Genomic DNA, 19,591 nt, shown 5'->3' with positions numbered 1-19,591 from the left:
CCCCGTTCCGGTCCTCCGGACGGGGCCTTCGCCATGTCTCGAAGGAGTAAGTCACTTGGGCAACGCCCAGACCATCATCAACATCGCCAAGGCCGAGGTCGGCTACCACGAGGGCCGATCCAACGGGCACTGGACCAACTGGCAGAAGTACAGCCCGGCCGTCCCCGGCCTGGAGTGGAGCCAGAATCAGGCTTGGTGCGCCGTGTTCGCCTCCTGGGTCGCCATGAAGGCCGGACTCGCCAGCCTCTACCCGCGTACCGCGTCGTGCGCGACGGGGGTCGAGTGGTTCAAGAGCCGTAACCGCTGGAGTGCCTATCCGGCAGTTGGCGCCCAGGTCTTCTACGGATCGGGCGGCGGCACCCACACCGGCATCGTGTACGCCTACGACTCCACGTACATCTACACCGTCGAGGGCAACACCAACGCGGACGGCTCGGCCGAGGGCGATGGCGTGTACCTGAAGAAGCGCGAGCGCCGCAGCTCGTACGTGTATGGCTACGGCTATCCGGCTTTCGCCGAGGGTATCGACTCTGCGGACCCGGCATGGAAGAGCAGCAAGGACAGGGGAGACAGCACCCCGTTCCCCGGCCGGCAGGCATTCCGTCTCGGCCAGTCCCACCCCGCCGTGACCACCCTGGGCAAGCGACTCGTCGCGCACGGCCTCGGCCGCTTCTACTCCGAGGGTCCGGGCCCCCGCTTCACCGAGGCCGACCGCAAGGCGACCGAGGCGTTCCAGCGGGCACAGGGCTGGAGCGGTTCGGAGGCGGACGGCTATCCGGGCCCGTCGACCTGGACTCGCCTGATGGCTCCGGCGGGTCGCTGATGAGCAAGATGCTGATGCCCGGTTCCAAGCCCATCTCGCTGGTGAGCCTGCTGCCTGTCCGCTACCGCACACGCGTCGGTGCGGTGCTGTCCGCGGTGGGTGTCGCGGTGTCCATCGCCGCCATCGTCTACGCCGACAGTCCGGAGGTGGCCGTCATCGTCCAGATCCTCACGGCGCTCGGCGTGGTTGCCCCGAGCGAGGACGACTCCCCGGAGGAGTCGCAGTAACCCCAGCCCCCCGCCGGCCCATGTGGTCAGCGGGGGGCTTCACTGCGTTTCACGCCTTGTCGGCTTCCTTGGAGCGGTTGATCTCCTCGACGGTCGTCACCGTGGTACGCCTGCGCTTGCGGGAGCCGCTGCCGGACTTCTGGGGCTGCGGTGCGGGTGCCGACTCGGACGCCTTCGTCCTGTTGATCTCCTCGACGGTCGTCACTGTGGTGCGCCTGCGGGCCCGGCTCGTCGACCGCCGATCGGCCTGGGTCAGCGCGGTCTCGAAAGGTTCGGCGTGATCGGCGCAGCGGTCGACCTCGCCCTCACGGCCGTCCTCCGCTGTAATGGTGTACCTGACTACTGGCAGACCGGGACGGCGACAAACACCACAGACAGTAGTTGTTCCATCTCCCACAACCATTGCCTCCACTCGATCGTCTTGACTGGTTCAACTCTTACATGTCACTGTTGGGCTGTGCGCCTTGCGACCACAGGGTGTCACGCATAAGGGAGGACGAACGCGAGGAAGGGCTACACATGCCGCCGAGGAGCAAAGTACAGAATCACGACGAAGCCAAGCGCTGGCTCCTTGAAGGCAAGTCGTACGCCTGGATGGTCAAGACGTACCAGGAGAAGTACAACATCAAGACTTCTCCCGGGTACTGGGCCACGTATGCCAATCGCGCGGATCTCCCGCTCCGGCTTGTTCGCGATACCGATCTCATTCCGTGGAAGATCGCGAAGGAGCACCGCTGGAACTACAACCTCGTCATGCTGCGCTGTGAAGCTCGCCAGCGGGCCGGGGAAAAGCTGAACGACGAGGAAGCCTCCAAGTTGGCGAGCTGGAAGAAGTGGCTCGAAGAGGACAAGCTCGTCATCTACTACGACCCCGAGACGAAGGACGGCTTCTACGCCGTCCCCCGAGAAGACCGGGATACGGATCTCATTCGAGTGCCGGACAATCCCGCACTCCTGCGCAGCAAGTCGACGCGCACTAAGAGCGCTAGCTAGCCCGCCTTTACCGTTTCTTGGCAGGCAAAAACCGCCACGAGCCGCTTCCTTATAAGCGAAGGGAAGCGGCTCGTGCGCGTTAGGCCACGGACTCGGGGGCCCACGGCATCGAAGCCAAGCGGCTCAGCATTTCGGCAGCGGTCATCGTTGCGGCTACAAGCTGGCTCGGGTCCTCGGGCATTTTGTCGACGTGCACCCACAGCAGGAGGGAGCCGTGAATGGTGTCCCCCCACATGACGGGTACGGCCACCGAATCCCAGCCGGCCATGCACTCCTGCCGTCCGATGGCGAATCCCATGGCCCGGATGTCCTTGAGGGACTCGATGAGGGCCTCGTTGTCCCGGATCACTCCCGGGCCGACGCCTTCAGGTACGGATTCGGCGAGAACCTTCTCCTGGATGGGCGGCGGCATGTGGGCCAGGATGACCCTGCCCGACGCTCCGGTGCGCAGGGAACGGCTGTACTTGACCAGCTCGAAGGGGTCGATGCCGATGCTGCGCGGGTCGAAGTCGCCGATCGCGTAGTCGGTGCAGATGCGTCGGGCGCCGACGACGGCGTAGTAGGCGACCAGGCCGCCAGTCATCCGCTGGAGCTTGTCGAGAACCGCCTGCGTGGCCTCGGGGTCGGGCGTCTGCGACAGGGCCTGCATCGAGAGCCGGAAGGCTCCCGGCCCCAGTCGGTACCGTCCCCCGGCCTCCTGCACGAAGGTGCCGTCCGCCAAGCCGTCCTGGAGGATGCGGTATACGGTCGCCGCATCAAGATCCGTTTGTTTGGCGATGGCCGTGGGGCCGTGACTGTCTCCTTCGAGATCAGCGAATGCACGCTGAACCAGGAAGACTTTCTTTCCGTGTGCTGTTCCTTTGCCCATGACTTCCCTGAACGTCCGCCGCACACGCACGCGGCGGCACGACGGGAACCTGAATTGGCTGGTTCGCGCGCTCTACCCCGCAGGCGGACCGAACAGAGAGGTTACTACCGAGTCGGACTTGTTACTACCGAGTTGTCTTGATCGTCACTTTACCTGTGGTCTTGCGGCTTCCGAGATCTGAGTGGGCCTGGGCCGCGTTGCTGAGCGCGTAGCACGGACCGATGACCGGGCGAAGATCACCGCGAGCGGTGGCCTCGAACAGGGCCTTCATCGAGTCCCGCAAGGCATACCGGACCCCGTAGAGGTTCGGGAGCCAGAAGCCTGAGACGGTCTTGGATGCCTGCATGAGTTGGGCGACGGGGGCTTCGCGCTGGTCGCCCGAGACGCAGCCGTAGACGGCCATGTGGCCCCGGGGCGCGAGGGCGGCGAGCGTGGCGTCGAACACCTCGCCGCCAGTCATCTCCAGCGCGCGCGTGACAGGGCCCTCGTTGGCGTCGAGGATGCGTGCTGTCAGGTCCTGATGCGTGGATGAGTCAAGGACAGCGTCCGCGCCCAGGCTGCGGACAAGGTCTGCCTTCTCGGGGCTGCCGGCCATGGCGATCACGCGGGCACCGGCAGCCTTGGCGAGCTGGACGGCGAGGGAGCCGACACCACCGGCTGCCGCAGGGATGAGAATCGAGTCGCCCTTGCCGAGCTGGAGCACCGTGTGCAGCAGATGCCAGGCGGACTGGCCCTGGAGGGCGAGGGCTACGGCCTGCTCGTCGCTGATTTCATCGGGCACCTCCCACGTGACTGCGCGGTGCGCAAGGGCCTGTTCGGCATATCCGCCACCACGGCTTAGTGCAACCACCCTGCGGCCATCAGCGAGAGTTCCCATGACTTCATTGCCAGGCGTGACGGGGTATTCGACCGGTGTCAAGTAGCCGTTTTCTCGCAGGTGAATGTCTGCGTAGTTCACCCCAGCCCGTGAGACCTTCACCACATGATGCCCGGCGATGGGCGCAGGTGCGGGCACTTCCTGGACCTGAAGCACCTCCGGTCCGCCGGGTCTGGCTATGACAATTGCACGCATGATCATTCCTTGTGGGTGTCGCTGGAGCGATCAACTCTAGGGTGCTGCGGACACCCCTCCGCACCTCTTTTCACCTCACGAAATGATCTTGCCCAGGTCGACGGAAACCGCAGATCAGCGCCGCATTGAGGCTCATTTCGCGTCGTGAAATCCGATCACGTGGACGCTGTGACTCCGGATACGGTTTGAAAGGGTTGACCCGTTGTTGACCACCAGGCAAGATCCTGGAGGTGTCGCACGCATGTTCGATCGACTGGCGCGGAGGATGCCAGTCCGGGGAGAGGGGAGCTAGCGCATGACACACGACTGGCCGGTGGCCGCCACTGAGGACGAGGCGATCAGGACGGTCGAGCTCGTCTCCCTTCCTGGGGTCACGCTTCATGTAGACCACGACGACTGGGACTACCACATCACCGTGAGCCCTGACCACGCTCCCGGCCACCTGCGACGCATCATTGCGGCTGCCCAGAGCCGCGGCCTCGACCTGCTGGACCAGGACGCCTGCGTTCCCGTCCTCCTTGCCGACGACTCGGTCCGCCTCTACCTACAGTCCACATCCTGATCTTGGAGCTCGCTTGCCCATCACTCTCGTCGATCTCCCCGCACGAGCCCTTGGCGTACCCCGTGACCGCTGGGGGCGCCCGCTCGTCATCCCGAGGGGTGGCGGTAGGCCGCGCGGGCTCACGCGGGTCACCACCTTCATCGATGCCATCGAAGACAAGAGCGCGCTAACCGCCTGGGGCAAGCGCATGACGCTCCTCGGTGCGGCCCGCGAGCCCGCTCTGCTGACCGCTTTGCAATACTTGAACCCCGAGACTCGCGAAGGGAAGGCGGCCCTCGACCGGCTCGCCGAGCGGGCGGTAACCGCCGCCGGAGCCAACGCGAAGCGGGAGCGGGGTACCCACCTGCACAGCCTGTCCGAGCTGGTGGACCAGGAGAGAGAGCTACCGCTCGGCACGTCCGCTTCGGATGTCGCAGACATGGCGGCGTACAAGGCCGCCACCGCGATGTTCGATGTGGTGGCGATGGAACAGTTCGTCGTGGTCGACGAGCTGGGCACCGGAGGGACCTTCGACCGGCTGCTCCGATATACCGGCCCCGGCCCTGACGGGCGCCTCATCGACGGACTGATCATCGGCGACCTGAAGACCGGCAGCGTCCAGTACGGGGCCCTGAAGATGTCCTCGCAGCTCGCGGTCTACTCGCGGGGCGAGCTGTACGACCACGCGGCGTTTCCCGTGGATGCCGAAGATGCCGGAGAGCTGGCGGCATGGAAGAAGCGTGAAGTGCCGGCGAACTTCGCCGCGACGGCCTACTCGCGCATCCCCAACGTGAATCAGGACTGGGGCGTGATCATCCACCTTCCTGCGGGCGAGGCGCGCTGCACGCTCTACTGGGCAGACCTGCGAGTCGGCTGGGACGCCGCGCGCCTGGCGCTGGATGTCCGCCGCGCGAGGGCGATCAAGAATGCGCTGGTTCCATTCAGCCCGAACGATTGATATAGTGTATCCAGAGCGAGGGGCGGTTCACCTCTCGCATCGAAGGAAGGGGTTCATCAGTGACCGGCGAAGGCCGATCCGTCACCGTCACCATCAAGTGCGGAGCAGCGCAGGAAGACCCGCAGCTCTCGTTTCGAGGGCCGAGTGCCGAGGTCCAGGAAGACATCGCCGCCTGTTTCGGCTTCGATCGTAAGAGTGTATCTGGCTTGACTCTCCATGAGCTCGTCGCAGAGGCGAACCAGCTCGCGCAGGGCGCCTCGACTGTCATGCGGGGCTTCCCTGGCGCCCGCGTCGTCCCGCAGGGCGATGAGCGGAACGAGAGCGCCCAGAGCACCACGCCCCCGGCAGGCCACCAGGAGACGGAGAACCCGCTCCTCGAACAGATCACAGCTTGTGCCACCACCGACGACCTCCGTCGCCTGTGGGCCACCAACCAGCACGCCTTCACCGACCCGGCGGTGATGGACGCGTGGAAGGCCCGAGGCCGGGCCCTGGCGGGTTCGTGATGAAGAACCGCCTTCTCGGCGCGGCCATCGCCGTAGCCATCGCAGCGGGCACCCTCAAGGGCCGCGCCCCAGTCCGCCGCACCCCCTACCCCGTTCACCGACAGAGTGGAGATCAGTAGTGCCGCTGAACCTGAAGGACATCCCTACCGCCAACGGCGGATGGTTCAAGCCGAAGGAAGCCGCAGAGGCCATGGCCATCCTCGTCGAGGTCAAGGACTACGAACGCCAGCGCCCCACGCCCAATGGGCCGAAGGACAGCGCACTGTGCGATGTGACCGTCTTCAAGACCCCGGAGCAGCTCGACCGGCTCGCGCCCGAGGTCTCGAAGGGGCAGCGCATCGAACAGACGGTCCTCGCCCGAGACCTGGCGACGCTCGTCGGCAGCGCCGTCCTCGTCACCGTCACCCAGGTCCCCGCAACCAAGCCCGGCGCCCACCCGGCATGGGTCTGGAAGCAGATCACCGACATGGGCATCCGCAACAAGGTCATCGCGTACGCCGAGCAGCGTGACGCGGCAGTCGACGCGGCCGTGGCCGCCGCCCCGTCCTTCGACTGACCGCACCCGACCTCCGCTGGGCAGGGGCGGCTTTCGTGGCCGCCCCTGCCTGGCGGGTGATGAGGAGGAGCTCACGCTTGCTCAGCCCTGCACGATCCCTGACCCTGCACGCCGAGTCCGGCAAGGAGCTGCCGCGGATCGACGCCTTCGAGCCGCTCTACAACATCGGTTGCCGCCCACGCCACGGCGAGGTCGTGATGATCGCCGGTCGGTCCGGCACCCAGAAATCCGGTCTGGCCCTGTTCTGGGCCGCCCAGATGAACTTGCCGACGCTGTACTTCAGCGCGGACATGAGCGCATTCACGGCGTCGTCCCGGCTGGCCAGCATGATGACCGGCGACACCACGACGATGGTCGAGGCCGGCATGGCCGCTGGCGGCCGGTACCGCGAGGAGTACCTCGCCGCGCTGGCGCACCTGAACATCACCTTCAGCTTCGGCAGCCCGATCACCTGGAAGGCGGTGGACGAGGAGCTGGAGGCGTACGTCGAACTGTGGGACGCCTATCCGGCCGTGATGGTGTTCGACAACCTCATGGACTTCGACTCGGCGGAATCCGATTACACCGAACAGATGGCTGTGATGTCGGGCCTGACCGAACTCTCCCGCGCGACCGGCGCGACGGTGATCGTCCTCCACCACGCCAGCGACAAAAGCTGGGAGGCGAAGAGCGACCCGTGGGCTCCGCCCTCCCGAGACCAGGTCAAGGGCGGGTTGAGCGAGAAGCCCGAGCTGTCGCTGTCCGTGGCTCTGGACCCCACGTCGATGGAGTTCCGGATCGCGGTGATCAAGCAACGAATGGGGGCCTGCGATCCGACCGCGAAGCGGTACGCGACCTTGCGGTGCCAGCCCGAGTACACCCGCTTCGCCAAGCCTGAGCCTCGCATCTCCCCCCTTCCCCCGGCCGCACCACGACAGTGGTCGCCGCTCGACGCCCTGAAGCAGTGAGGATTGTAAGAGTTGAACGACATTACGGCGCGGAACCGCCGGAACAAGCGGGCAGGGGCACGGTGGGAGACCGAGTTCCGCGATCAGCTCCGCGAGGCGGGGTTCGACATCGAGCGGCTACGGCTCACCGGAGTCGAGGACGAGGGCGACCACGTCATTCGCCGACAGCCCGTGCGGCACCGCCCCTTCCTGATCACCGAGACCAAGAACGCCAAGTTCGAGCCCGGGACCTTCATCAAGGAAGCCCTCCGCGAGCGCGACAACTACGCGAAGCACCGGGGCCTCGATCCGCGGGACGTAGACGTGGCTGTGATCGTCCGGCGCAGGGGTGCGAGTTGGCGCCAGGCGTACGTGCTGAGCACGGTCGAGGAGTTCTTCGACCTCCCGCCGGAGACGGACTCGTGAGGCAGTACGAGGAGATGGAAGAGCAGGCCCGCATCTGTCGCGAACTCGGCGAACTGATGGACGACTTCACCACTCCCCAGGGACTTCGCGAGATCGGCTATGACCCGTACGCCCGCTTCTTCCGGGGGGAGCGCGTCGCGTGATGCCGGCCGAGGAGGTCTGCGGGTTCGAGGCGTTCCTCGACTGCCTCAACGATCCCGACTTCGACGGCCAACTCCTCATGGAGTTGGAGGAGTTCTTCGAGATCCCTGTACATGACCTCGACGAATGGATGCTGCCGTGAACCTGGCGCGTCTCCGGAACGACTTCGAGGACCAGGAGCACGAGAAGCCCACCCTGGCGGCCGTCCTCGATCACTACGAAATCGACTACAACCCCGAGCGCACGTCGGGCATGGCCCCGTGCCCCCTCCACGAGGACAACACGCCGTCGTTCTCGTACCACCTGGACCGTGGCCTGTGGAAGTGCCACTCCTGCGGCGAGGGAGGCGACAGCTACACGCTGATCATGAAGAAGGAGAAGACCACCTTTGCCGGAGCACGAACCCTTGCGGCCTCTCTCGCCCTCGCAACGGACGATGCTGGAGGAGGCGACCGCCGCCTATCAGGCAGCGCTTACGGCGGACGCCGCTCAGTACCTTCTCGGGCGCGGGATCACCGAGGACGAGGCGGCTACGTACCGGCTTGGCGTCGTAGCTAACCCCCTCCCTGGACACGAGCGCCAGGCCGGACGGCTCGCCATTCCCTACCTCGGGCACGACGGACGCGTCCTGACCATGCGGTTCAGGTGCCTCGAAACGCACAGCCACCGCGACTTCGGGCACGGCAAGTACAACTCGCTCAAGGACGATCCGCCACGCCTGTACGGCATTGACGCGATCCACGCAGCGGGCGACGAGATCCACGTGACGGAGGGCGAGCTCGACACCATCACCCTGCGGCGGGTGGGCCTCCACGCAGTGGCGGTCCCTGGGGCAGCCCTTTGGCGTCCGCGCCATCGCCGGATGCTCGCAGGCTTCTCGCGAGTGTGGGTGTGGGCCGACCCGGACGAGGCTGGCGCCGAACTCACGACCCGCGTCTGCCGCTCTCTGCGATCAGCCCGAGGGGTCCGCCTGCGCGACGGCGATGTGACCGAGACCTACATGAAGGAGGGCGCGCAAGCCCTTCTCAACCTGATCAGCGAGGAGGGCCAGCAGTGACCGAGGGCAAGACGACGCGACGGCCGGCAGGCCGAAGGCCCGACCCCGCAACGGCGATCTTCACCGAGGTGAGGGCAGCTCGCAAGCTCCTCGGGGACAAGCCCATGCCCCTCGCCGGAGGCCAGCGCCCCACCAAGGGGCGAGCCCACCACCAGCGCGAGGCGAATCGATGGCGGTCGATCGAGACGAGCCGCCAACTCGCCAGCACCCCCGGCTGGGACTCCACGCTCCTGGCGGCCTGCTTTGAAGCCTTCGCCGAGCAGGACACCCAGCACTCTCGTGACGGGCTCGTCCGCCTGGCCGCCCTCGCCATAGCAGCCGTGGAGACCATCGACCGGGAGGCCGCGTGAGCGAAGGACTGCCCGGCAGCCCCGGCCCCACCCTCCAGCGCATCTACGACGAACTGGAACCCGACGAGCGCGAGTCCGTAATGATCCGCCTCTTCGACGGCTCCTCCGCCGAGCGCCTTGCCCTCGTCCTGCGCAGACATGGGCACGCCGTGTCCGCGTCCACCATCCGCACGTACCGTCGATCCCTTCAGGAGACCGCGTAAGCCCGTGACTACCTCTCTACTGACCGACCTTCTGGCCACACCCACCCCTCCACCCATACCTGCCCGCCAGACCGACCCTGACCGCGACTACACGAGGCAGATCGAAGTCTCCGGCAACGCGGCCGAGGTCACCGTGCGCGGCCCGGTTGAGATGGACCCGGACACCTCAGCCGCCGACGTGCTGCGCGCCCATCAGCTCGACCCTGCCGACTGGGACGTAAAGGCGTTCCGCAGCTCCGAGTGGACTCTGCCGAACGGCGAGCTGGGGGTGTCCGCGCGCTTCACCTTCGCCCGGCGCCAGGACCCCGAGGCCGAGCGCCCGAACCTCGACGAGCTCCTGGCCCTCGTCGACCGCTACGACCCGCCCCGCCTGTCGACCGCCCAGCGCCAGGGCGACCACACCCTGATCGTCGCGCTCGGAGACATGCAGTTCGGCAAGGCAGACGGCGACGGGGTGGCCGGCACCCTCCAGCGGACGATCGCCTGCATCGACAAGGCCGCAGCTCTCCTGCCCGAATACCGGAAGCGGTTCGCGATCGGGCATGTCCACCTTGCATGGCTCGGGGACCATATCGAGGGCTACCAGTCCCAGGGCGGTGCAAACGCCTGGCGGACCTCGCTGACGCTGACGGAGCAGATCCGCCTCACCCGCCGCGTGATGGCCCACGCCGTCCTGCGACTCGCCCCGCTGGTCGAGCGCCTCACCGTGGCGGCCGTCCCCGGCAATCATGGCGAGGCCGTCAGGTTCAACGGCAAAGGCGTCACGCGGTACGACGACTCCCACGACACCGACGCCCTCATTGCCGTGCAGGAGGCCGTCTCGCTGGCCCCGAAGGAGTTCGGGCACGTGGAGTTCTTCGTGCCTGATACCGACGAGCTGACCGTCGTGGTCGAGTGCTCGGGAAGCGTGATCGCCCATGCCCACGGCCACCAGTGGAGGTCGGGCAAGCACTTCGAGTGGTGGAAGGGCCAGAGCTTCAACAAGGCCAGCGCCATGCACCAGGCGGACGTGCTGCTGGCCGGCCACCTGCACCACGAGTTCGTGGACACCGACGGCCCGAGGACGTTCATCCAGGTTCCGGCCATGGAGTCCGAGTCGACGTGGTGGCGGCACCGCACCGGCACCCGGGGAGCCCCCGGCCTGATGGTCATGATCACGAAGGACGGCGAGGTCCCGGTGAAGGAGGTCGTTCGATGACCATCACGCTCCAGGACATCGAGCATCCACCGCAGGCCGCCACAGCCGACTGGACTGTCTTGGCCGAGCCGCAGGTGGACAGCGTCTGCCGCGCCGTGGCGCGGGGCTTCTCACGCGACTACGGGCTGACGTTGGAGTACGAGGACGCCTTGCAGGAATCGGTCATCATCGCCGCCGAGCGCGCCGCTTACGTGCGCCAGCTCGTCGCCGAGGGCGGGGCCGGACTGCTGCACCGCTGGCTCTCGCAGAGGCTCCGCGACCGGTGGCTGACCGAGGCGAAGCGCCGGTCCGGACACGTGTCGTACGAGGCCGCACGCACCGTCGCCGAAAGCGGGGGCCGGTGACCGGATACGACCGGGCCCTGGTCGAGCATCTGCTTCCGGCGGTATGGGATGACGAGGCGGCCTACGGCATCCGCAACTTGCAGGCCCCGGACGCCGACATGCCCAAGGGCAGCGTCGATCCGAAGACGGCAAGCCTGTTGTTCGCCCACCTCGCCGACATCCGGCGGGGTTGGGTAACTGCACCGCTCACCCCCGGCGAGCGCCAGGCCATCGTCCTGCGGTACGGCGCCGATCTCCCCGACGCGGAGGCCGCCACCCTCCAGGGCGTGACGGACCGAGCCGTCCGATACCGGCTCGAACGTGGGGTCGGAAAGATCGCCGCGCACCTGAACGGCAGGCCCTACGTGGACGGCTACGACGGCTTGGCGGAGGCGGCATAGCCCTGGACGCGAAGTCGATCAGTCCAATTCGGCCAATCCAGCGCTCCGCGAACGGCTGATCGACTTCTCGTCCCCCGCTCCTCCGCGCACCTACAGTCGCCCGTGAAGTGCTGGCAAGTTCGGGCAAGTTCCTCGCGTTCCAACGGGGGCGGGGGCAAGCTCTGGCATGGGAAGCATCACCCGCATCCGAGGAGGACATCATGGCCCTGCGCATGCTCGGTAAGGACCCCAACAGCCCTGACGGCAACTCGCCTACGATCTACGTGGACGACGAGACCGACAGGTACCTCGTCCAGGGGTTCAAGGTCCTGGACGAGGAGCGGCTCAAGCAGCTGAACCTCCCCCCGCACGAGGGGGCGGTGGAGATTCCCCGCTATATGGCGCAGTTCTTCCTGGCAGAGGACAGGGAGGCCGCTACCAAGGACACCGAGCCGGAGGTGGAGAAGGGTGTCGAATCCCCCGACGTTTAAAGAGCTGTTCCGCGACTGCCAGCGGACAGCCGTCCACCTGGAAGCCCGCGACGCCTACAGCAAGACGCACTCGACCTTCGTCGACTGGAAGGCCGGCAGGCAGATCGACCCGGCTGAGCGCTGGTCCGCATGGCACTCGATCGTCTCGGAGGCGGTCTCGCGAGGTGTCGAGGTGCGTCGAGCGCGCATCGTCTCGACGCCTGTGAGCGAGTACATCCGCTTCGAGCACGAGGTGACCGAGGGGCTCAACATCGCGGCGGGCGAGCAGGTGCGGTGGCTCCCTCGGCGGAACGCTTCGGATCTACTCGTGCCGGGCAATGACTTCTGGCTGTTCGACTCCCGGCTGCTGTACCTGAACCACTTCGACGGCGAAGGCGAACCCACAGAGCCCGAGATCACCGAAGACCCGGAGATCGCGAAGCTCTGCGAGTCGGCCTTCGATGCCATCTGGCGCAGGGCGATCCCGCATGCCGAGTTCGAAGCCCGCTAGGCACCACGCATAGGACCGTCACTCCCATGGAATCGGCATCTTCGAGCGCCCAGGAAGCACGCAAGGCGCTCGGGAAACGCCTCGCAGAGATCCGGGTTGCGGCCGGACTCACCAAGCGAGCCCTTTCTGAAAAACTGGAGTGGCACGAATCGAAAGCATCGCGCTTCGAGAGCGCCAAACGCGCGCCCTCGGAGCGCGATCTTCGCGAATGGTGCAGCGCATGCGGTGCTGAGGACCAAGCGGACCTTCTCGTCCAGACTGCCCGCCGCATCGAGGGCATGTACGTCCAGTGGCAACAGTTGGAGAGCGGCGGGCTCAAGCAGGCCCAACAGTCAGCCCTTCCCCTTTGGGATCGGACTCAGCAGTTCCGCTTTTACTCGCCGTGGCTGATCCCTGGACCGGTGCAGACGGCCTCCTACATCAAGGCGTTGCTGACCTCCATCCGCGACCGTCGCAACACGATCGACGATGTCGACGCGGCTGTTGAGGTCCGCCTTGAAAAACAGAAGATCGTATACACGCAGCGCACATTCGCCATCCTCTTGGAGGAGAGCGCCCTCTACAACCGGATGGGCGGCCCCGATGTGATGGTTGGCCAACTCGGCTACCTGCTCAGCGCCATGGCCCTCCCCAGAGTGGCTATCGGGATCATTCCCCGCCACATCGAGCGACCGCTCATGCCCGTCGAAGGCTTCTTCATGTTCGACGACCACACAGTCAAAGTCGAACTCGTCTCAGCCCACCTTACGGTCGAGCAGGAGCCTGAACTCCGCATGTATGCACAGACCTTTGCCGAGCTTTACGAGATGGCCGTGTTCGGCTCGGCTGCTCGGGAAATAATCACCACTGCCATCGAATCGTTCGGGTGACCGACTGGCAAGTCCGGGCAAGTTCCGCTTGAGCGCGGCAAGTTCCGGCACGTTTCACTACCTCCTGGCAAGTGTGGGCAATTTCGTGGTGCTCCGGATATCTCCATCCGTAGCTTGATGCCACGGCTCCAGAACTTGCCCGGAGGAGGCTGGGATGGCTTTGGCAAGTACCGGCAAGGCGTTGGGGGCGGCCGAGGAATCGGCCGAGAATCCCCCCGTCGACACCGAAGGAATTTCCTTACGCACGGATTCGATCCTCGCGATGCGGATGGGGTCCACGACCCGCGAGGACATCGACGAGGTCACGCCGGCAGTCGTCCAACACCTGAACCTCCTGCTCGACCAGGACCTGGGGGCGGACGAGGACGCCGAGGTTCAGCAGCTCGTCCGCAAGGGTCTTACCCTGATCGACTCCAAGGAGCGCCCGACCGCAGAGACGCCGACCTTCGGGGCGTGGCTCTACGCCCGGGACGTCGCTACGCTCACGCGGCGGCTGCTCTGGGTCTACACCGAGCGCAACGGGCTGGGCGCGCCATGAGCGTCAAGGAAGACCAGATCATCCGGGAGCTCTCCCACTATCTCCACGAACACCCCGGCGACCAGATGGCGTTGATGCCGGTGTACGACGCCGCCCTCGACCACTCGCGGCGCCAAGCCTGCACGCACGACCAGCGCTGTCCGCTCGTGATGACGGCGGCCGTCGTCGTCGACGAGCGGGACCGCGTCCTGTGCCTGCGGCACCAGGGCGGCTACGCCCTCGCGGAGGCCGAGCCGGAGGATCAGGACGACTCACTCAGCGAGGCGGCCCTCCGCCTGCTGGTCGAGGAGGTCGGCATCCGGGACGTGTGGACGCAACCCGGAAACGAAGGCCCCTTCCTGGTCGACGTGACGCCCGCGAGTCAGCACGCGTATGGCCCCCGCCTCCGGGTCGGCATTCGTTACCTCTTCCGGGCACACGCAAGCGCCGTGCGCTCGTCGGTGCTGGAAGCGGGCGCGGCGGCCTGGGTGCCGCTGTCCGAAGTCAGCATGCCGCCGCTCCGCGGCCGTCTGGAGAGCCTCCTGATCGGAACCTGATGAGCCCCCGAAACGAACAACTCACCTACCTTGCCAGCCTTGTGATGCTCGGCGGCACCCTCCTCTACGCCATCTGGAGGGGCTGATGCACAAGCGCAAGGCTGGGGAATTGCAAGCCAAGCCGACTCCCCCTGTCGGGACAGTCGAGCAGCGGAACAGGCCGCCGGGCGATGTGCGCATAGGCGACTTCCTGTACCTCGATGGAGCGTTCCAGCGAGTCCGGGACATGAGGGCCGCCGGCACATCAGCCCACCGCGTCCTGCACTTCACCGGGCGCGCCCCGGTGATCATGCGCGAGCCCCGGACTATCTACCGGCCCCTCGAACTTCTCTGACCCAAAACGCATCCGAGTATCTCTCGACCCTTCTCACCTCACGCCGCGAGGAGCTTCGCCATGCGCTTCCGCAAGATTCACGGGGCCGGCAACGACTTCGTCCTGCTTACCGACCTCGGCCCGGCCGACAAAAGGGAGTGGCCGAAGGAGGCCGAACGCCTCTGCGCCAGACGTACTGGCATCGGTGCGGACGGCCTTGTCATCAGCAGCCGGGTCAGCGATGAGCCGACCGTTCTCGAAGTCGACTGCTTCAACGCGGACGGCTCGGTCGCCACGATGTGCGGCAACGCGCTGCGCTGTGCGGCGTGGGCAGCCCAGTGCGATCAGGGCTTCCGGACGATGCAGCTTCGCATGGCAGGTGTCCTGCACGAGGCAACCGTCGACACCAACTCCGTATGGGTCACAGCCGAAGTGGGCGCCATCGAGCCCCGCGTCTTACAGACGATCATCAACGGCAGGCCAACGTGGTTCGACAGCGCGCACACCGGCACGGAACACGTCGTCGCCGTCGTGGACGACGTGGACGCCATCCACGCGGAAGTGGTCGGCCGAGTCGTTCGGCACCACAAGAACGTGGCGCCGATCGGCACGAACGTCAACTTCGTCCAGCGCCTCGGCCGCCAGGCACTCAAGATCCGCACCTACGAACGCGGTGTCGAAGCCGAGACGCTCTCCTGCGGCAGCGGGGCCGTCGCAGCCGTTGTCGTCGCCACCATGCGCGGCCTCGTCGCCAAGCGCGAGGTCACCGTTCACAACCGGGCCGGTGAACCGCTCACCGTCCGCCCGCACCACGACCGCCCGGAACGGGCCGCCTGGGTTGGCGGACCGGTCACCCAGACCTTCGAAGGGGTATACGCATGACCGTCTTTCTCGACTCGACCTCGAAGCAAGCGGCGCAGAACGCCGCCGAGAAACTCCGCGAGTGGGGGCGAGGCCGGCAGGGCCTCGGCGTCGCCCTCATTTACGGACCGGTGTCCGCCGAAGACAGGCTCTACCACTCCGAGTGCCCAGTCGAGCAGCGATCCGTGACCGCGCTGGGCGAGGCCCTCGAAGAGCTCGGCGCGCGGTGGAACGTGCTGGACCCCACCCAGCCCGACTTCATCAGGGAGCTGGTCTCGTACGACGTGGCCCTCTCGAACCTGCACGGCCCCTACGGTGAGGACGGTCGTCTTCAGGGCCTGCTCGACTACCTTCGCGTGCCCTACTGCGGCAGCGGGGTACAGGCATCCGCGGTGGCCGCTGACAAGATCCTCTGCAAGCGGGTCATGCTGACCCTCGGCGTCCCGACGCCCGGTTGGCGCGTCTGGTCCGGCGGGCCGGTGAACTGGGGCACCCGGGACGTCATGGTGAAGCCGCCCTTCGGCGGGTCCAGCGTGGGCATGAGCCTCGTCCGCGACGCGGCCAACCTGCCCCGCGCCCTATCGGAGGCCGCTGGCGAAAGCGGTGACGAGGTGCTCGTCGAGGACTACATCGTCGGTACCCCCGTGACCGTGGGAATGCTGGAGCTTCCGGGCGGCTCGGTGATCGTCTTCCCGCCGCTGACCACCGAGGCGACCGATGCCGAGTTCTACGACGCCGACACCAAGCTCGACGTGGACTCGAAGGGCGCCGTCACCGTCCGAAGCGCCGAGCTGGAGCCCGTAGCGATGAACCGGATCGCCAGGGATGCCCGGACGCTGTGGGATGGGATCGGACTACGCGGCTCGGCCCGCATCGACTTCATCGTCACCGAGGAAGGCGACGCGTACGTGCTGGAGGTCAACAGCACGCCGGGCATGTCCCGTGACAGCAACTTCGCGGTCGGGGCGGCGATGGTCGGGCTCACGCACACGGATGTCGTGCTGGCGATGCTTCATGAGGCCCTGGCCCGGCCGCCGTACGATGTCCCCCTGCCCACTCCCGTGTTCTCCAGCACCACGGTGACGCGGGAGGCTGCCGTCTCCCTGTAGGAGCAATGCCACTGTGCCGCGCGCCCACGAAGTCCCCATGTGCCGACAGCTCATCACCCCCGCCGAATGGGATCACCACGGAGGATGGGCACTGGGAGACAGGATCGAGTGGTCCAACCGGGCGTGCGGCCTGGCGTCACTGAGAATGGTTTTGCTGGCCTACGGGTGCGAGGCACCAACGGTGACGGAACTCCTGAAGCTCGCCGTAAAGCACGAGGTTTTGACCCCGCGTGGAGCGCTTCACGCGGGGATCGCGAACCTGGCGACCGAGCTCGGAATTCACTCCCAGGCGGAAGCCGTCCCCGTTGAAGGTCTGCTCGGCCGCCTCGACGACGCTCCGCTCATCGTGTCCGTGACCGAGCAATTCCCCGAGGACGGCCGCAAGGGCGGGCACCTCGTCATCCTTCGCGGCTACGAGAGCGGCCCGGACCCAACCATCCACTTCCGCGACCCATCGGCCTGGGGCCAGGAGAACGACCAGGTACCGCTCAGTCGCCTCTCCCACTCATACACCGGACGCGCGATCACCTTCGCGCCCCTAAACAACGGAGACTCTTGATGACCGAGGCAGACGGCGGAACGCGCCCGGCCGACGGCGGCCGGACGATCGCCGTACTCGGAGAGATGCTCGAACTGGGCGACGACTCGCTTGAGGCCCATCGCGAGATCGGGCGCTACGCAGCCGAGCAAGGAGTCGAGATCCTGCTCGGTGTCGGCAACAGCCCCAACGTGAAGCAACTCGTCCTCCACGCGGGCGCGGCCGGCGTACCCAACCTTGCCCTCGTTGCTGACAACGAGACCGCCGCCGACTTCCTGGAAAAGATCCTCGTGCCCGGCGACAAGGTGCTCATGAAAGCCTCACGAGGCGGCATGCTCTGGCAGATCGCCCAGCGTCTCACCGGACAGCCCGTCACAGGGCTCGGGGACCACTAGGTTGGCAGGATGAACGACGAGCCACTGGAGGAGTGGGCGGAGCGCCGTGAAGCGAAGATCGGCCGGCTTCGCGCTGTCCCCATCGTCACCGGCGACGGCCCCAGAGGGGCGCACCTGAACCCCGACGCCCCGCGGGCCATCGAGCGATGGAACGGCTACTCCTGGGAGCCGTACGCCTTCGCGGCCAGCCTCGCAGAGGCCAAGCGCATCCTGTACCCCGAGGCCCAGACGTCCCCCTCGACTACGCCGAGCCCAGCGCGACAGCCGCTGGCGCCAGGCACGGGCCGACACCGAAAGCCCCGCTGAGGTCAGCGCCGCGCCCATCACCCGTTCGGATGGTCAGCACCAAGTCAGCACGGAAGGGGTTCTGGGGGGTGATGGGGGGTGCTTCCAGGTCAGCACCAAGTCAGCACGGGAATGAAAAGGGGGTCCACCCCCGAAGGGAGGGACCCCCTCTGACCTGCGCGTTTGCCAGATCAGGAGTGGCGTGCTATGTCACTCATCACACGTTGAAGCGGAACTTCCACCACAACGCTGTGACCTGCAGAAACGTCAATTCTGAGGGTCCAAGTCAGCACGGAATCAGCACCGTCGGAACAGGTCAGCACAGCTACGCGGCAGGGCCGTAGTCGTCGGCACCGCCGGGTGCCGGCCGATCCAGGTCCAACGGTACCGGCCGCATGGCGGCCTGCATGACCTCGCGGCAGCGGTGCCAGGCACCCGGGACGAGGTGTCCGTAGGTGTCCACGGTGATCTTGATGGACTTGTGTCCGAGCCATCGGGAGACCTCGTGGATAGGAATTCCGTTCGCGAGGGCGGTCGAGGCGAAGAAATGTCGCAGAGCGTGCGGGGTGTACTTCGGCTTGCCGTTCGAGTCGACGAGCCCGGCCGCGATGCATGCCTTCTTGAAGTGGTAGCCGAAGGTGTTGGCCGTGGGCATGGTGCCCTTGCCCCGCTCGCGCGGGGCGAAGAAGACTTCGAGCTCCCTGTCCTTACCAGCCTTGTCCTTGAAGGCGACCGGGATGGGCGCCCACTGCTCCTCGTGGGCGTCGATCTCCTCGTCCAGGAACGGGGCGATCGGGATATCCCGGTACTCGCCTTCCGCGCGGTGCTTCAGCGGAACGAACCTGGTTCGGCTGTCGCCGCGGCTCGCCTTCGCGCTGACCTGCCAGCGGATTCGAATGAACTCGGTGCGGCGGCATTCACAGGCGAAGGCGAGAGCTTCGCTTGGCCGTAGCCCGGCCCCCGCCATGAGGTAGACCGTCAGGCGGTACTGCGGGGAGATGTGCTTGCCGAGGAGATCGACTTCTTCGAGGGTGGGGATCTCGTCCTCGTCGACGGCGATACTGCTCGTCCGGGGGATCTTGACGCCCTTGGCCGGGTTCTCGGAGATGCGCTTCTCGACGATCGCCGCTTCGAGCATCGCGATCGGGATGTTCATGCGGTCGTTGATCGTCGAGGCGGCCATGCCCTCGCCCTTGCGGTGGAGGGTGGCGACGAACCGCTCGAAGTCGCTCTGGGCGAGGCCGGCCAGGGTCTTGCGCCCGAGGTGCGGTATCAGGTGGTTTCGGATGAAGCCTTCGTAGTTCCGGAAGGTGCCCTCCGCGAGGATCTGCCGCTCCAGCCACTCCTTGGCGTAGGCCCGGAGGGTGATGGCGCCCCGCTGGGGGTCGAGGTAGACGCCCATGCCCTTGTCGTGCTCGACCTTGCTGGCGAAGGCGTCAGCGCCGTCGGGCCCGGTCTTCTTGGCGAAGCTCTTCTCGCGCTGTCTCCCGGACCGGCCGCCCGGCTCCCGGTAGCGGACGAGCCACTTGTGGCCGCAGCGGGCCTTCGTGCAGGGATAGAAACGATCCTGCTCTTCTTCTTTGCAGGGCTGAAAGACGGTGGCCACGTGGCCCCTTTC

At 66.5% G+C, this 19,591-nt stretch carries 32 protein-coding genes; 28 read left to right on the top strand and 4 right to left on the bottom strand.

Going from position 1 to position 19,591, the window contains the following annotated elements:
- Nucleotides 1-55: 55 nt before the first annotated feature.
- Together CYQ11_RS30785 and CYQ11_RS20150 are read left to right on the top strand one after the other, a co-directional pair.
- Nucleotides 56-823, top strand: coding sequence for a peptidoglycan-binding protein (locus CYQ11_RS30785; protein ID WP_099201424.1), 768 nt, complete (start codon nucleotides 56-58; stop codon nucleotides 821-823).
- Nucleotides 823-1,050, top strand: coding sequence for a DUF7439 family protein (locus CYQ11_RS20150; RefSeq protein ID WP_099201425.1), 228 nt, complete (start codon nucleotides 823-825; stop codon nucleotides 1,048-1,050). The genes CYQ11_RS30785 and CYQ11_RS20150 overlap by 1 nt, the downstream gene beginning before the upstream one ends.
- A 49-nt stretch (nucleotides 1,051-1,099) precedes the next feature.
- On the opposite strand, the gene CYQ11_RS29660 is transcribed toward CYQ11_RS20150, so the two are convergent.
- Nucleotides 1,100-1,255, bottom strand: coding sequence for a hypothetical protein (locus CYQ11_RS29660; protein ID WP_181143723.1), 156 nt, complete (start codon nucleotides 1,253-1,255; stop codon nucleotides 1,100-1,102).
- Between the two features lie 314 nt (nucleotides 1,256-1,569).
- On the opposite strand from CYQ11_RS29660, the gene CYQ11_RS20140 reads away from it, so the two are divergent.
- The gene (locus tag CYQ11_RS20140; RefSeq protein WP_099201426.1) at nucleotides 1,570-2,043 is read left to right on the top strand and encodes a hypothetical protein; all 474 of its coding nucleotides are present in this window, start codon (nucleotides 1,570-1,572) and stop codon (nucleotides 2,041-2,043) included.
- Between the two features lie 79 nt (nucleotides 2,044-2,122).
- On the opposite strand, the gene CYQ11_RS20135 is transcribed toward CYQ11_RS20140, so the two are convergent.
- On the bottom strand, nucleotides 2,123-2,764 hold the full coding sequence (locus CYQ11_RS20135) for an IclR family transcriptional regulator domain-containing protein (RefSeq protein WP_181143721.1): 642 nt from the start codon (nucleotides 2,762-2,764) through the stop codon (nucleotides 2,123-2,125).
- Between the two features lie 271 nt (nucleotides 2,765-3,035).
- Entirely contained in the window at nucleotides 3,036-3,983 is a 948-nt protein-coding gene (locus CYQ11_RS20130; RefSeq protein WP_099201428.1) for a quinone oxidoreductase family protein, read from the bottom strand.
- A gap of 295 nt (nucleotides 3,984-4,278) precedes the next feature.
- Between CYQ11_RS20130 and CYQ11_RS20125 the strand changes: the two genes are divergently transcribed.
- From CYQ11_RS20125 to CYQ11_RS20010, 25 genes are all read left to right on the top strand, one after another.
- Complete coding sequence (locus CYQ11_RS20125) at nucleotides 4,279-4,545, top strand: hypothetical protein (RefSeq protein WP_099201429.1); 267 nt, start codon at nucleotides 4,279-4,281, stop codon at nucleotides 4,543-4,545.
- A gap of 13 nt (nucleotides 4,546-4,558) precedes the next feature.
- Nucleotides 4,559-5,482, top strand: a complete 924-nt coding sequence (locus CYQ11_RS20120) for a hypothetical protein (protein WP_240003587.1) — start codon at nucleotides 4,559-4,561, stop codon at nucleotides 5,480-5,482.
- A gap of 206 nt (nucleotides 5,483-5,688) precedes the next feature.
- Nucleotides 5,689-5,988, top strand: a complete 300-nt coding sequence (locus tag CYQ11_RS20115) for a hypothetical protein (protein WP_146104719.1) — start codon at nucleotides 5,689-5,691, stop codon at nucleotides 5,986-5,988.
- A 118-nt stretch (nucleotides 5,989-6,106) separates the two neighbouring features.
- A complete protein-coding gene (locus tag CYQ11_RS20110) occupies nucleotides 6,107-6,544 on the top strand; it encodes a hypothetical protein (protein WP_099201431.1) in 438 nt (145 codons plus the stop codon).
- 77 nt (nucleotides 6,545-6,621) lie between these two features.
- Nucleotides 6,622-7,491 carry an AAA family ATPase gene (locus tag CYQ11_RS20105; protein ID WP_099201432.1) on the top strand — a complete coding sequence of 290 codons (870 nt, stop codon included), beginning with the start codon at nucleotides 6,622-6,624 and terminating at the stop codon, nucleotides 7,489-7,491.
- 12 nt (nucleotides 7,492-7,503) lie between these two features.
- Complete coding sequence (locus CYQ11_RS20100; RefSeq protein ID WP_099201433.1) at nucleotides 7,504-7,896, top strand: hypothetical protein; 393 nt, start codon at nucleotides 7,504-7,506, stop codon at nucleotides 7,894-7,896.
- Complete coding sequence (locus tag CYQ11_RS29655; RefSeq protein WP_181143720.1) at nucleotides 7,893-8,039, top strand: hypothetical protein; 147 nt, start codon at nucleotides 7,893-7,895, stop codon at nucleotides 8,037-8,039. The genes CYQ11_RS20100 and CYQ11_RS29655 overlap by 4 nt, the downstream gene beginning before the upstream one ends.
- The gene (locus tag CYQ11_RS29650; protein WP_181143719.1) at nucleotides 8,039-8,179 is read left to right on the top strand and encodes a hypothetical protein; all 141 of its coding nucleotides are present in this window, start codon (nucleotides 8,039-8,041) and stop codon (nucleotides 8,177-8,179) included. Before CYQ11_RS29655 ends, CYQ11_RS29650 begins: the two co-directional genes overlap by 1 nt.
- Complete coding sequence (locus tag CYQ11_RS30380; protein ID WP_099201434.1) at nucleotides 8,164-8,595, top strand: CHC2 zinc finger domain-containing protein; 432 nt, start codon at nucleotides 8,164-8,166, stop codon at nucleotides 8,593-8,595. The genes CYQ11_RS29650 and CYQ11_RS30380 overlap by 16 nt, the downstream gene beginning before the upstream one ends.
- Nucleotides 8,477-9,094 carry a toprim domain-containing protein gene (locus CYQ11_RS29060; protein ID WP_240003614.1) on the top strand — a complete coding sequence of 206 codons (618 nt, stop codon included), beginning with the start codon at nucleotides 8,477-8,479 and terminating at the stop codon, nucleotides 9,092-9,094. The genes CYQ11_RS30380 and CYQ11_RS29060 overlap by 119 nt, the downstream gene beginning before the upstream one ends.
- 68 nt (nucleotides 9,095-9,162) lie before the next feature.
- Nucleotides 9,163-9,444 carry a hypothetical protein gene (locus CYQ11_RS20085; protein WP_146104718.1) on the top strand — a complete coding sequence of 94 codons (282 nt, stop codon included), beginning with the start codon at nucleotides 9,163-9,165 and terminating at the stop codon, nucleotides 9,442-9,444.
- A complete protein-coding gene (locus CYQ11_RS20080; protein ID WP_099201437.1) occupies nucleotides 9,441-9,647 on the top strand; it encodes an immunoglobulin domain-containing protein in 207 nt (68 codons plus the stop codon). Before CYQ11_RS20085 ends, CYQ11_RS20080 begins: the two co-directional genes overlap by 4 nt.
- 4 nt (nucleotides 9,648-9,651) lie before the next feature.
- A complete protein-coding gene (locus tag CYQ11_RS20075; protein WP_099201438.1) occupies nucleotides 9,652-10,845 on the top strand; it encodes a hypothetical protein in 1,194 nt (397 codons plus the stop codon).
- Complete coding sequence (locus tag CYQ11_RS20070) at nucleotides 10,842-11,189, top strand: hypothetical protein (protein WP_099201439.1); 348 nt, start codon at nucleotides 10,842-10,844, stop codon at nucleotides 11,187-11,189. Before CYQ11_RS20075 ends, CYQ11_RS20070 begins: the two co-directional genes overlap by 4 nt.
- Nucleotides 11,186-11,569, top strand: coding sequence for a sigma-70 region 4 domain-containing protein (locus CYQ11_RS20065; RefSeq protein ID WP_099201440.1), 384 nt, complete (start codon nucleotides 11,186-11,188; stop codon nucleotides 11,567-11,569). The genes CYQ11_RS20070 and CYQ11_RS20065 overlap by 4 nt, the downstream gene beginning before the upstream one ends.
- A gap of 200 nt (nucleotides 11,570-11,769) precedes the next feature.
- Nucleotides 11,770-12,039 (top strand): hypothetical protein, encoded by a 270-nt coding sequence (locus CYQ11_RS20060; RefSeq protein ID WP_240003588.1) that lies wholly within the window; start codon nucleotides 11,770-11,772, stop codon nucleotides 12,037-12,039.
- Nucleotides 12,017-12,529: a DUF6879 family protein gene (locus CYQ11_RS20055; protein WP_181143718.1), complete on the top strand. Its 513-nt coding sequence runs from the start codon at nucleotides 12,017-12,019 to the stop codon at nucleotides 12,527-12,529. Before CYQ11_RS20060 ends, CYQ11_RS20055 begins: the two co-directional genes overlap by 23 nt.
- Nucleotides 12,530-12,555: 26 nt before the next feature.
- On the top strand, nucleotides 12,556-13,398 hold the full coding sequence (locus CYQ11_RS20050) for a helix-turn-helix domain-containing protein (RefSeq protein ID WP_099201441.1): 843 nt from the start codon (nucleotides 12,556-12,558) through the stop codon (nucleotides 13,396-13,398).
- 154 nt (nucleotides 13,399-13,552) lie between these two features.
- Nucleotides 13,553-13,936 carry a hypothetical protein gene (locus tag CYQ11_RS20045; RefSeq protein WP_099201442.1) on the top strand — a complete coding sequence of 128 codons (384 nt, stop codon included), beginning with the start codon at nucleotides 13,553-13,555 and terminating at the stop codon, nucleotides 13,934-13,936.
- Complete coding sequence (locus CYQ11_RS20040) at nucleotides 13,933-14,472, top strand: NUDIX hydrolase (RefSeq protein WP_099201443.1); 540 nt, start codon at nucleotides 13,933-13,935, stop codon at nucleotides 14,470-14,472. Before CYQ11_RS20045 ends, CYQ11_RS20040 begins: the two co-directional genes overlap by 4 nt.
- Nucleotides 14,473-14,866: 394 nt before the next feature.
- Nucleotides 14,867-15,667, top strand: coding sequence for a diaminopimelate epimerase (gene dapF, locus CYQ11_RS20030; RefSeq protein ID WP_099201445.1), 801 nt, complete (start codon nucleotides 14,867-14,869; stop codon nucleotides 15,665-15,667).
- Nucleotides 15,664-16,755, top strand: coding sequence for a D-alanine--D-alanine ligase family protein (locus tag CYQ11_RS20025; RefSeq protein ID WP_099201446.1), 1,092 nt, complete (start codon nucleotides 15,664-15,666; stop codon nucleotides 16,753-16,755). The genes dapF and CYQ11_RS20025 overlap by 4 nt, the downstream gene beginning before the upstream one ends.
- A gap of 37 nt (nucleotides 16,756-16,792) precedes the next feature.
- Nucleotides 16,793-17,314, top strand: a complete 522-nt coding sequence (locus CYQ11_RS20020) for a C39 family peptidase (RefSeq protein WP_099201447.1) — start codon at nucleotides 16,793-16,795, stop codon at nucleotides 17,312-17,314.
- Nucleotides 17,314-17,688, top strand: coding sequence for a glutamate ligase domain-containing protein (locus CYQ11_RS20015; protein WP_181143717.1), 375 nt, complete (start codon nucleotides 17,314-17,316; stop codon nucleotides 17,686-17,688). Before CYQ11_RS20020 ends, CYQ11_RS20015 begins: the two co-directional genes overlap by 1 nt.
- A 9-nt stretch (nucleotides 17,689-17,697) precedes the next feature.
- Nucleotides 17,698-17,994 (top strand): DUF6087 family protein, encoded by a 297-nt coding sequence (locus tag CYQ11_RS20010; protein ID WP_099201448.1) that lies wholly within the window; start codon nucleotides 17,698-17,700, stop codon nucleotides 17,992-17,994.
- 304 nt (nucleotides 17,995-18,298) lie between these two features.
- Here the strand turns inward: CYQ11_RS20010 and CYQ11_RS20005 are convergent, their stop codons facing one another.
- On the bottom strand, nucleotides 18,299-19,579 hold the full coding sequence (locus tag CYQ11_RS20005; RefSeq protein ID WP_104651075.1) for a tyrosine-type recombinase/integrase: 1,281 nt from the start codon (nucleotides 19,577-19,579) through the stop codon (nucleotides 18,299-18,301).
- Nucleotides 19,580-19,591: the final 12 nt, after the last annotated feature.

The sequence above is a fragment of the Streptomyces cinnamoneus genome, from assembly GCF_002939475.1.
GTDB lineage: Bacteria > Actinomycetota > Actinomycetes > Streptomycetales > Streptomycetaceae > Streptomyces > Streptomyces cinnamoneus_A.
Note: the sequence above shows the minus strand (reverse complement) of the source record. Positions and strands in the feature narration are given on the sequence as shown.

Bases quoted from the DNA above. Each gene is read 5' to 3' on its own strand.
- CYQ11_RS20070 (WP_099201439.1), top strand. From the start codon at position 10,842: ATGACCATCACGCTCCAGGACATCGAGCATCCACCGCAGGCCGCCACA.
- CYQ11_RS30380 (WP_099201434.1), top strand. From the start codon at position 8,164: ATGGATGCTGCCGTGAACCTGGCGCGTCTCCGGAACGACTTCGAGGAC.
- CYQ11_RS20045 (WP_099201442.1), top strand. From the start codon at position 13,553: ATGGCTTTGGCAAGTACCGGCAAGGCGTTGGGGGCGGCCGAGGAATCG.
- CYQ11_RS20040 (WP_099201443.1), top strand. From the start codon at position 13,933: ATGAGCGTCAAGGAAGACCAGATCATCCGGGAGCTCTCCCACTATCTC.
- CYQ11_RS20020 (WP_099201447.1), top strand. From the start codon at position 16,793: ATGTGCCGACAGCTCATCACCCCCGCCGAATGGGATCACCACGGAGGA.
- CYQ11_RS20010 (WP_099201448.1), top strand. From the start codon at position 17,698: ATGAACGACGAGCCACTGGAGGAGTGGGCGGAGCGCCGTGAAGCGAAG.
- CYQ11_RS20130 (WP_099201428.1), bottom strand. From the start codon at position 3,983: ATGCGTGCAATTGTCATAGCCAGACCCGGCGGACCGGAGGTGCTTCAG.
- CYQ11_RS20025 (WP_099201446.1), top strand. From the start codon at position 15,664: ATGACCGTCTTTCTCGACTCGACCTCGAAGCAAGCGGCGCAGAACGCC.
- CYQ11_RS20125 (WP_099201429.1), top strand. From the start codon at position 4,279: ATGACACACGACTGGCCGGTGGCCGCCACTGAGGACGAGGCGATCAGG.
- CYQ11_RS20060 (WP_240003588.1), top strand. From the start codon at position 11,770: ATGGCCCTGCGCATGCTCGGTAAGGACCCCAACAGCCCTGACGGCAAC.
- CYQ11_RS20150 (WP_099201425.1), top strand. From the start codon at position 823: ATGAGCAAGATGCTGATGCCCGGTTCCAAGCCCATCTCGCTGGTGAGC.
- dapF (WP_099201445.1), top strand. From the start codon at position 14,867: ATGCGCTTCCGCAAGATTCACGGGGCCGGCAACGACTTCGTCCTGCTT.
- CYQ11_RS20015 (WP_181143717.1), top strand. From the start codon at position 17,314: ATGACCGAGGCAGACGGCGGAACGCGCCCGGCCGACGGCGGCCGGACG.
- CYQ11_RS29650 (WP_181143719.1), top strand. From the start codon at position 8,039: ATGCCGGCCGAGGAGGTCTGCGGGTTCGAGGCGTTCCTCGACTGCCTC.
- CYQ11_RS20050 (WP_099201441.1), top strand. From the start codon at position 12,556: ATGGAATCGGCATCTTCGAGCGCCCAGGAAGCACGCAAGGCGCTCGGG.
- CYQ11_RS20140 (WP_099201426.1), top strand. From the start codon at position 1,570: ATGCCGCCGAGGAGCAAAGTACAGAATCACGACGAAGCCAAGCGCTGG.